Annotated in this window: 1 protein-coding gene; it reads left to right on the top strand. The window is 47.3% G+C overall.

Annotation, left to right across the window (positions count from 1 at the left end):
* On the top strand, positions 1-1129 hold a 1129-nt coding region (gene tuf / locus R7D93_RS25850), incomplete at both ends, for an elongation factor Tu (RefSeq protein WP_017633725.1).

Genomic DNA, 1129 nt, shown 5'->3' on the forward strand with positions numbered 1-1129 from the left:
TGTCTAAAGAAAAATTTGAACGTACGAAACCGCACGTTAACGTTGGTACTATCGGCCACGTTGACCACGGTAAAACAACTCTAACTGCAGCTATCTGTACTACTCTTGCTAAAGTTTACGGCGGTGTAGCTAAAGACTTCGCATCTATCGATAACGCTCCAGAAGAGCGTGAGCGCGGTATCACAATCGCAACTTCTCACGTTGAGTACGACACTCCATCACGCCACTACGCACACGTTGACTGTCCAGGACACGCTGACTATGTTAAAAACATGATCACTGGTGCTGCACAGATGGACGGTGGTATCCTAGTTGTTGCTGCGACAGATGGCCCAATGCCACAAACTCGTGAGCACATCCTACTAGGCCGTCAGGTTGGTATCCCATACATCATCGTATTCATGAACAAATGTGACATGGTTGACGATGAAGAGCTACTAGAACTAGTAGAAATGGAAGTTCGTGAACTTCTATCTGAATACGATTTCCCAGGTGATGACCTACCAGTTATCCAAGGTTCTGCACTAGGCGCACTAAACGGCGAAGAGCAGTGGGAAGCGAAAATCGTTGAACTAGCAGAAGCTCTAGATACTTACATCCCTGAGCCAGAGCGTGCGGTAGATCAGCCATTCCTAATGCCTATCGAAGACGTATTCTCAATCCAAGGTCGTGGTACAGTAGTAACTGGCCGTATCGAGCGTGGTATCCTAACTGTAGGTGACGAAGTTGCTATCGTAGGTATCAAAGACACTACTACAACTACATGTACTGGTGTTGAGATGTTCCGTAAGCTTCTAGACGAAGGCCGTGCAGGTGAGAACGTTGGTGCACTTCTACGTGGTACTAAGCGTGACGAAGTTGAACGTGGTCAAGTACTAGCTAAGCCTGGTTCAATCACTCCACACACTAAGTTCGAATCAGAAGTATACGTACTGTCTAAAGATGAAGGTGGTCGTCACACTCCATTCTTCAAAGGCTACCGTCCACAGTTCTACTTCCGTACAACTGACGTAACTGGTGACATCCAGCTACCAGACGGCGTAGAAATGGTAATGCCAGGCGACAACGTACAGATGACTGTAGAGCTAATCGCACCAATCGCAATGGACGAAGGTCTACGTTTCGCGAT

The organism is Vibrio sp. YT-15 (assembly GCF_033337445.1).
GTDB classification, from domain to species: Bacteria; Pseudomonadota; Gammaproteobacteria; order Enterobacterales; family Vibrionaceae; genus Vibrio; species Vibrio alginolyticus.